The sequence below is a fragment of the Streptomyces sp. NPDC090442 genome, assembly GCF_044769405.1.
GTDB lineage: Bacteria > Actinomycetota > Actinomycetes > Streptomycetales > Streptomycetaceae > Streptomyces.
Genome location: NZ_JBIVXW010000154.1, coordinates 1 through 6,922, shown reverse-complemented (window position 1 = coordinate 6,922; position 6,922 = coordinate 1). Strand labels below are relative to the sequence as shown.

The following is a 6,922-nucleotide window of genomic DNA, read 5'->3' as shown; positions in this document are numbered from 1 at the left end:
CCGCTGGGACCCGGACCGGCTCGGCCTGGCCCTGGCCCGACTGATCGTTACCCGGCTGCTGCCCGAGGGTGAGCCGCTTCATGTGGCCGTCGACGACACCGCGCACCGCCGCCGGGGCCGGAAGATTCACGGTGCCGGGTGGATCCACGACGGCTCCGCGCCCGGCCGCGGCCGACTGTCCTTCGGGCACCGCTGGGTGGTGCTGGCCTTGCTCGTGCCGCTGCCCTTCCTCACCCGGCCCGTGGCCCTGCCGGTCCTGGTCCGCCGGTGGAAGGGCAAGGGCACGGCCTCCGTGGTCGATCTGGCCCACGCCATGGCCACCGCTGTGGGCGCCGCGTTTCCCGACCGCACCGTGCATGTCACCGGGGACGCCGCCTACCACTCCAAGATCCTTCGAGGCCTGCCACCGCGGAGCACCTGGACCACCAGGCTGCCCTTGAACGCGGTCCTTTACGACGTGGCACCGCCCCCCACAGGTCGCCGGGGTCGACCTCGGACCAAGGGCGACCGGCTCGGCCGCCCCGCGGACCCGGCCGCCACCGCAGCCTGGATCCAGCACACCGTGCACCGTTACGGACGCACCGATCAGGTCGACCTCGCCCAGTTCACTTGCCTGTGGTACGGCGTGTTCCACACCCGCACCGTCCACGTCATCCTGGTCCGCGACCGCCCTGACAAGCCCCTACTCGCCCTGGTCACCACCGACTTGGCCACCTCCGCCGCCGCCGAGCTCGTCACCCGCTACGCGGGACGCTGGGCCGTGGAAGTAAACTTCTTCGACTGCCGCCAGACCCTCGGCGTGGGACAGGCCCACAACCGCACCCGGCAGGCTGTCGAGCGGACCTTCCCCTTCGGCATGTACGTCTACTCTCTGATCGTCCTCTGGTATGCGCTGCACGGTCACCACCCCGAGGTCGTCACCGAACGCCGCCAACGAGCACCCTGGTACACCACGAAGGCCGAACCGTCCTTCCTCGACATGCTCGTCACCTTGCGACGCACCTTGATCGCAGCCCGCTTTCTTCCCATCGACGCTGGTCAACCCGCAGACCACGAAATCCGCCAAGTCCAGCAGGCATGGGCCTCAGCCACCGCGTAACCCCGAAACTCAAGACGCCTTCTCCGCCACCGCAATCAACATCGTCCGCCTCGACGCCCACTGGACCGACCACCCCCTGCGCCGAACCCGCACCAGCCGCCTCGAACGCCTCGCCTACCGGCTCACCGCCTGAACCCCCAATAGAGCAACGGAGTCGCCCTGCGCCAGCCGCACCGTCACCGACCTCGACATTACCGTCCTCCAGCCCCCGCGCACCTATCGGCTGGAGTACCGGGCGTCCACCGCACAGTGGCATGCGGAGCGGCGAGCCCGGCGGCCGAAGCCGGCGAAGCTGGACGCGAACGAGCGGCTGTGCGCCTACGTCCAAGACAGGCTCGCTGGCGTGATCCAAGCTCCGGACGGGACAACGGTGTTGGGGCCCATCACGCCAGCGTGGAAGGGCCGCAACAAACCCCGCAGGCAGGATCGGCGGTGGGCGACGGCCTGGAGTCCGCAGCAGATCGCGCACCGGTTGCCGCTGGACTTCCCCGAGGATGAGTCCATGCGTATCTCGCACGAGGCGATCTACCAGGCGCTATACGTCCAGGGCCGCGGCGCGCTCAAGCGTGAACTGGTCACTTGCCTGCGCACCGGGCGAGCACTGCGCGTCCCGCGGGCACGTGCCCGCCAGCATCCAGGCGGCCATGTCACGCCCGAGGTGCTGATCAGCGAACGGCCCGCTGAGGCTGAGGACCGCGCAGTCCCAGGGCATTGGGAGGGCGACCTGATCATCGGTCTCAATCGCTCTGCGATCGGCACGCTCGTCGAGCGCACGACTCGGTTCACGATGCTGCTGTATCTGCCGCGGATGGACGGCTACGGGGTCGAGCCGCGGGTGCACAACGGCCCGGCACTGGCCGGCCGCGGAGCCGAGGCGGTCAAAGACGCGATCGCCGCCACGATCACCACCCTGCCCGAACACCTGCGTCGCTCGCTCACCTGGGACCGAGGTAAGGAGCTGGCCCAGCACGCACAACTCCGCATCGATACCGGGCTTCAGGTCTACTTCGCCGACCCGCACAGCCCCTGGCAACGAGGCACCAACGAGAACACCAACGGACTGCTGCGGCAGTACTTTCCGAAGGGCACCGACCTGTCGCGCTGGGAGAGTGACGAGCTCGCAACTGTTGCCCTCGCCCTCAACACCAGGCCCCGCAAGACCCTCGGCTGGAGGACACCTGCCGAAGCACTCCATGAGCAACTACTGTTGATCCAAGAAGCCGGTGTTGCGACGACCAGTTGAGTCCGGGCTGGGCGCCGTGGTCCGTATGCATCACGGCCCCGCTGAGGCTGCCGCGGGTCCGCTCGGCCGCGGCCAGGGCGTCGACGACGAGGTCGGCGCGCATGTGGTCGGTGATCGCCCAGCCCGCCAGGCGGCGCGAGCACAGATCGATGACGGTCGCCAGGTAGAGGGACTTCCCGTCACCGATGCTCAGGTAGGTGATGTCACCGACGTATCTGGTGTTCGGACGCTCGGCGGTGAAGTTGCGGCCGATCAGGTCCGGGGCTTTCGCGGCGGCCGGGTCACGGACGGTGGTGCGGTGCCTGCGGCGGAGCCACAGGCCGGTGATGCCACGGGAGCGCATGAGGCGGGCGACGCGTTTGCGGTTCACGCGCCGTCCGCGGCCGCGGAGCTCGGCGGTGATCCTCGGGACGCCGTACGTGCCGTCCGACTCCCGGTGCACCTGGCGTATCTCCGCGGCGAGCTTCGCGTCCGCGGCCTGCCGGGCGGCCCGGGCAGGAGCGGTGCGGCGCCAGTAGTAGAAGCTGGAGCGGGCGATGCCCAGGACCCGGCACAGCCGCTTCACGCCGTAACGGCGCTGATGATCTTCAACAAAACGGAAGCGGCCTACCATTTTGTCTCCTGGGCGAAATAGCGGGCCGCCCGGCGCAGGATCTCCCGCTCGGTCTTCAGCTCGGCGTTCTCCCTGCGCAGAGCCCGCACCTCCGCCTCTAGGGCCTCATGCGAGGCATCTGCCCCCGTGCCGGCACCGCGTTGCCGGTCCTTCTTCTTGTCATCCGTGCGCAGCCAGTTCCGCAGCGTCTCCGGCGGGTAGTGCTTCATCCCCACAGGGACTCCCGTTCTCCTAGACCACCACGATCCAGTGTCTAGGGTGTCCAAGATTCAGGACAAAGGCCCACCCACCGCTTCACCCTCTGGGACTACGCCAGCGTGACCGGCCCGCCCGTTATAGCCCCCGAGAAAAGCAACCACCTACCCGTGAACGGGGCAGTACCAAGCGCAAGGTTTGGGTAGATTGATGCGGACTGCTCTCGAATCAGCACTACCCCTCAGCTCAGGGCGCATTGCGCGATAATCGGAATAAACTATGACAGGCATTACTTCGGCTGTCAAGGTGACTGATCTTGACCCGGTTGGGTGCTGTCAAGCCTGATGGTGCGTCAGGCGATCAAGAAAAAATTCCGCCACGGGACGAGGGGCCTTTACCCGAGGCCGGGAAGTTAACGAACTCGTAGGTCATGCAAGGGGTGTTGGGGTCCATGTTGTCGCGGCGTATAGCCTGGGGCCGAGTTTGTGGATGAGGCCGGTCTCGGTCCATCTGGAGAGCTGTCGATACATAGTGTCCATGGTGATGTCGCCGAAATGGGAGGCTATGTCGCGTGGACGCCAGAGGTGGGTGGGGTCCTTCTCGAGCAAGGCGAGGATGCGGTGTCGGCGGCGCTGGGCGGGGGCGGTGTGTCGGTCGTCGCGGGAGACCGCGGGCAGCGGTGGTTGTTCGGGACCGGGTTCGAGGACGGTGATGGCGAGTTCAGTGACGGTGCGGCCGTCGTCGCGGCGCTCGCTGTAGCGGGACATCGGGGACTTGACCTTCCGTGTTCTGACCCGCCGACGGCGGGGCGGCAGGAGACGGGCCAGGATCCGGCGACCGATCTCCCCGACGGGGCCGGTCGCGTCAGAGACGATGCCGCTGGCCTGGACGACCTGGTCGCGGGCGGCCTGGAGGGCGACGGTGAAGCAGCAGCGGTCGGGGGTCGGTGCCCGGGATGGACTCGGCGGCCTCGACCATGACGGCCCGCAGGGCCTGGTAGAGGGTGACCAGCCCACATCTCCTGCCGCAGGCCAGCCGGGTCGCCTGAGCGGAGGTTCCGTCCGGCCAGGACCGTGACGGAGTGTGTAGTACGTACTCTCGTGTTGTCGGGTAGGTGCGGCGCATCGCTGCGCCGCACCCCCCTCAGGACCGGACAGGCGGTATTGACCGCATCCGGCTCAAGCAGGCCCCGAGGGCTCACAGGCAGCCAGAGTTGCTGGTCCATTGCCGTCGCGCCAGCGGTGGCAATGGACGTGGATCAGTTGGGAGGCGGCGAGATCGCCTGACCGGCCCCCGCTCGGGTGACGGTGAGTGCGTTGCCGCGCACCGCCGTCCGGGTCGCCCGCAGCCACTGCTCCCACTCATGGGGTCTTTGCGGCTGACGGTCGGCATGTAGGAGAAAGGTTCCGCAGAGAGGACATCGTCCCTGCTGCTCATGGAGCAGGTGCAGCCAGTACGAACTCAGCGGCGGCTTGTTCCTGCGGCGCCGGGAGGCCCAGTAGTCGGCCAACGCGGGATCGTCGACGGACGCACAGCGCATCGGCAACGAGTTCGGTGCGCATGTGGTCGGTGATCGACTCCAGGACCGTGGCGAGATAGAGGGGTGACCTTCACGTGGCGACCGTGTTCGTCACGGACGTCGCATGCCTTCAGCCACTGGTGCATTGCCCGCCGGTAGACGTCGCTGTCCGTAGGCTCGTGACCGTCTGCGTTCTTCAGCGATCGCGGGAAGAGTACCGGAGTGCCGTGTGGCCAGCGATCACGAAGGCGGCGCTGGTGATCTCGGATCTCGCGTTCAAGTTCCTCGTCGATGGGGACGAGCGCTTCACGTTTCATCTTGTGGTTCAGATAGCGCAGGTAGGGAGCCCCGTCGGCGTCGTGGACGATGCAGTCGTGCGGCAGCCGCACCGTGTCGGTGATCCTCAGTCCGCAGCGCATCAGGATGAGCGTGGCCAGTCGGTTGGCCGGGTTCTTCCACCGGTCCAGGTTCGAGGGCTGCTCCAGCTGCGTCATCACCGGTTCGCTCAGCGCCCGGGGCAGCCGCTCGTCGAGACGGGAAAGTCCTCGGGGAAGAACACGGCGCTTGCGGGCAGGCTGTCGTTCCAGCGGTGCTGACGGATGGCCAGGAAGAAGAGGTTGAGCTGTCCGATGAAGTTCCGGTGCACCGCTCGGCCCGCGTAGTCGGCGTGCAGATGGGCGAGATACCTCTCCAGCAGCGGCCGGGCCACCTGGTCAAGGCGGATGGCGCGGACCGCAGGCGACGCGAGGAACTGCGCGAAGTGGGTAACGGCTCGCGGGGCAGAGGCTGCCGACTCGGAGCCAAGCCCCGTGCTGAGCCGCCACCGGGCCCACCGCTTCGCCAGATCCTTCAGCCAGGGCTGCGGTATCCGGTCGAAGCGGATGTGCGCGATCTTGGTCTTGATCCCCAGCTCGCGCAGCCGCCAGATGTCCCGGTCGTACTCACTGTCCCAGCCGTTTCGGCGACCGGCTTCCTTGATGCGTTGTCCTGTGTGGAGCTGGAGCCTGGGGCGTTCGGGCCCCGCCTCGCCCGGGTCGGCGGGCATGTGCGGGGTCTCTCTCACAGCCGCACCTCCGTGCCGTCGAACCAGCCGGCGGCCTCCAGCGTCTTCCGGGCGTCCTCGGCGGTGAGGTGCCCGTACGTCTCGGTCGTAGTGGTCAGGCTGACGTGTCCCAGCAGCTTGCTGACGACCTCGACCGGGGTGCCGCCTCGCAGCAGCCTGGTGGCGTAGGTGTGCCGGTACCAGTGCGGGTCAAAGGAGATGCCGGTCCTTCGTCGGAGCCGTCTGACCAGGTCGTAGGCCGCCGCGTAGGCCATCGCGTGCCCGCGCGGGGCGGCCCAAAGGTTGACGAAGACGTAGTCGGAGTCGAGCTCGCCGTACTCGGTGTGCATGTAGTCGGCATACAGCCGGATCAGCTCGGGGCTGACCGGGATCGTCCTGGTCGTCGCCGACTTGGTGCGGGCGCCGTTGTCGTTGAGCCGCGGCACCACCGACAGCTCGCGCTCAGCGACGGCCCAGTCCTCGTGCCGCAACCCGAGAGCCTCCCCGATCCGCATGCCGGAGTCGAACAAGACAGCGAACAGCAGCCTGTCCCGCAGCCTCTCGCAAGCATCCAGGACGGCTTGGACCTCGGCGGCGGTGAGGATGCGCGGGAGCTTCCTCGCCGCCTTCAGCGATATCGCCCGCCGTTGCTGTGGTCGGCCCTTGGCGACGTGGTGCAGGAACGGCTTCCACGCGGTGCTGCGGCGCCCGGCTGGCTGCCAGGCCGTCAGCAACTCGGCCAGGTCGACGCCATGGCGGGCGGCATGCTGGTAAAAGGCGCTGACTGCCGAGAGCTTCCGGTTCACCGTGGTCTCGCCGCAGTGGTGCTCGACCGACGGCAGCACTGCAACCGCGCCAGTCCGGGCCGTCGGCGGTAGCCGCAGCCAGGCGACGAACTCTCCGAGGTCGCGTCCAGTTTGTGGTGTAAAAGCACTCACGAACGGGTTTCGTGGGGTTGATGTTATGCGGCCTTGGTGAGGGACACGCGGGGCCGGGCTGCGAGCTGGATCACTTCCGCGTCGGTGGGGTGGAGCAGGTCGTGTCGCATGCGCTCAAGTTGGCGCACGGTGGCCGGTGTTGTGGTGAAGCCGCGCCATCCGGTCGCGGCCCTGGACGGGACGGCGAAGGCCAGGGAGACGCAGGAGGTCTCGCCGGGGAAGCGTCCGATGACCTTGACGCGGCGCCGGGTCTCGCCGAAGGTCCGCTCGATG

The 6,922-nt window shown here is 67.9% G+C and carries 6 protein-coding genes and 2 pseudogenes; 2 read left to right on the top strand and 6 right to left on the bottom strand.

Going from position 1 to position 6,922, the window contains the following annotated elements; genetic code table 11:
- Together ACIQU6_RS43465 and ACIQU6_RS43460 are read left to right on the top strand one after the other, a co-directional pair.
- Positions 1–1,099: transposase (locus ACIQU6_RS43465; RefSeq protein ID WP_403488064.1), on the top strand; the 1,099-nt coding region annotated here is incomplete at its 5' end.
- A 211-nt stretch (positions 1,100–1,310) separates the two neighbouring features.
- Positions 1,311–2,342, top strand: a pseudogene (locus tag ACIQU6_RS43460) (IS30 family transposase); the annotation flags it as partial.
- A gap of 10 nt (positions 2,343–2,352) precedes the next feature.
- On the opposite strand, the pseudogene ACIQU6_RS43455 reads toward ACIQU6_RS43460, so the two are convergent.
- From ACIQU6_RS43455 to ACIQU6_RS43430, 6 genes and pseudogenes are all read right to left on the bottom strand, one after another.
- Positions 2,353–3,059, bottom strand: a pseudogene (locus ACIQU6_RS43455) (IS3 family transposase); the annotation flags it as partial.
- Positions 3,060–3,578: 519 nt separating this feature from the next.
- Positions 3,579–3,917 carry a hypothetical protein gene (locus tag ACIQU6_RS43450; protein ID WP_403488062.1) on the bottom strand — a complete coding sequence of 113 codons (339 nt, stop codon included), beginning with the start codon at positions 3,915–3,917 and terminating at the stop codon, positions 3,579–3,581.
- A gap of 694 nt (positions 3,918–4,611) precedes the next feature.
- Complete coding sequence (locus tag ACIQU6_RS43445) at positions 4,612–5,163, bottom strand: hypothetical protein (RefSeq protein ID WP_403488060.1); 552 nt, start codon at positions 5,161–5,163, stop codon at positions 4,612–4,614.
- An 11-nt stretch (positions 5,164–5,174) separates the two neighbouring features.
- Entirely contained in the window at positions 5,175–5,732 is a 558-nt protein-coding gene (locus ACIQU6_RS43440; protein ID WP_403488058.1) for a hypothetical protein, read from the bottom strand.
- Positions 5,729–6,556: a tyrosine-type recombinase/integrase gene (locus ACIQU6_RS43435; protein WP_403488056.1), complete on the bottom strand. Its 828-nt coding sequence runs from the start codon at positions 6,554–6,556 to the stop codon at positions 5,729–5,731. Before ACIQU6_RS43435 ends, ACIQU6_RS43440 begins: the two co-directional genes overlap by 4 nt.
- 116 nt (positions 6,557–6,672) lie before the next feature.
- Positions 6,673–6,922, bottom strand: a 250-nt coding sequence (locus ACIQU6_RS43430) for a hypothetical protein (protein ID WP_403488054.1), incomplete at its 5' end; no start/stop codon positions are given.

Excerpts from the sequence above, each read along its gene's own strand:
- ACIQU6_RS43445 (WP_403488060.1), bottom strand. The coding sequence starts at position 5,163 with ATGACGCAGCTGGAGCAGCCCTCGAACCTGGACCGGTGGAAGAACCCG.
- ACIQU6_RS43450 (WP_403488062.1), bottom strand. The coding sequence starts at position 3,917 with ATGTCCCGCTACAGCGAGCGCCGCGACGACGGCCGCACCGTCACTGAA.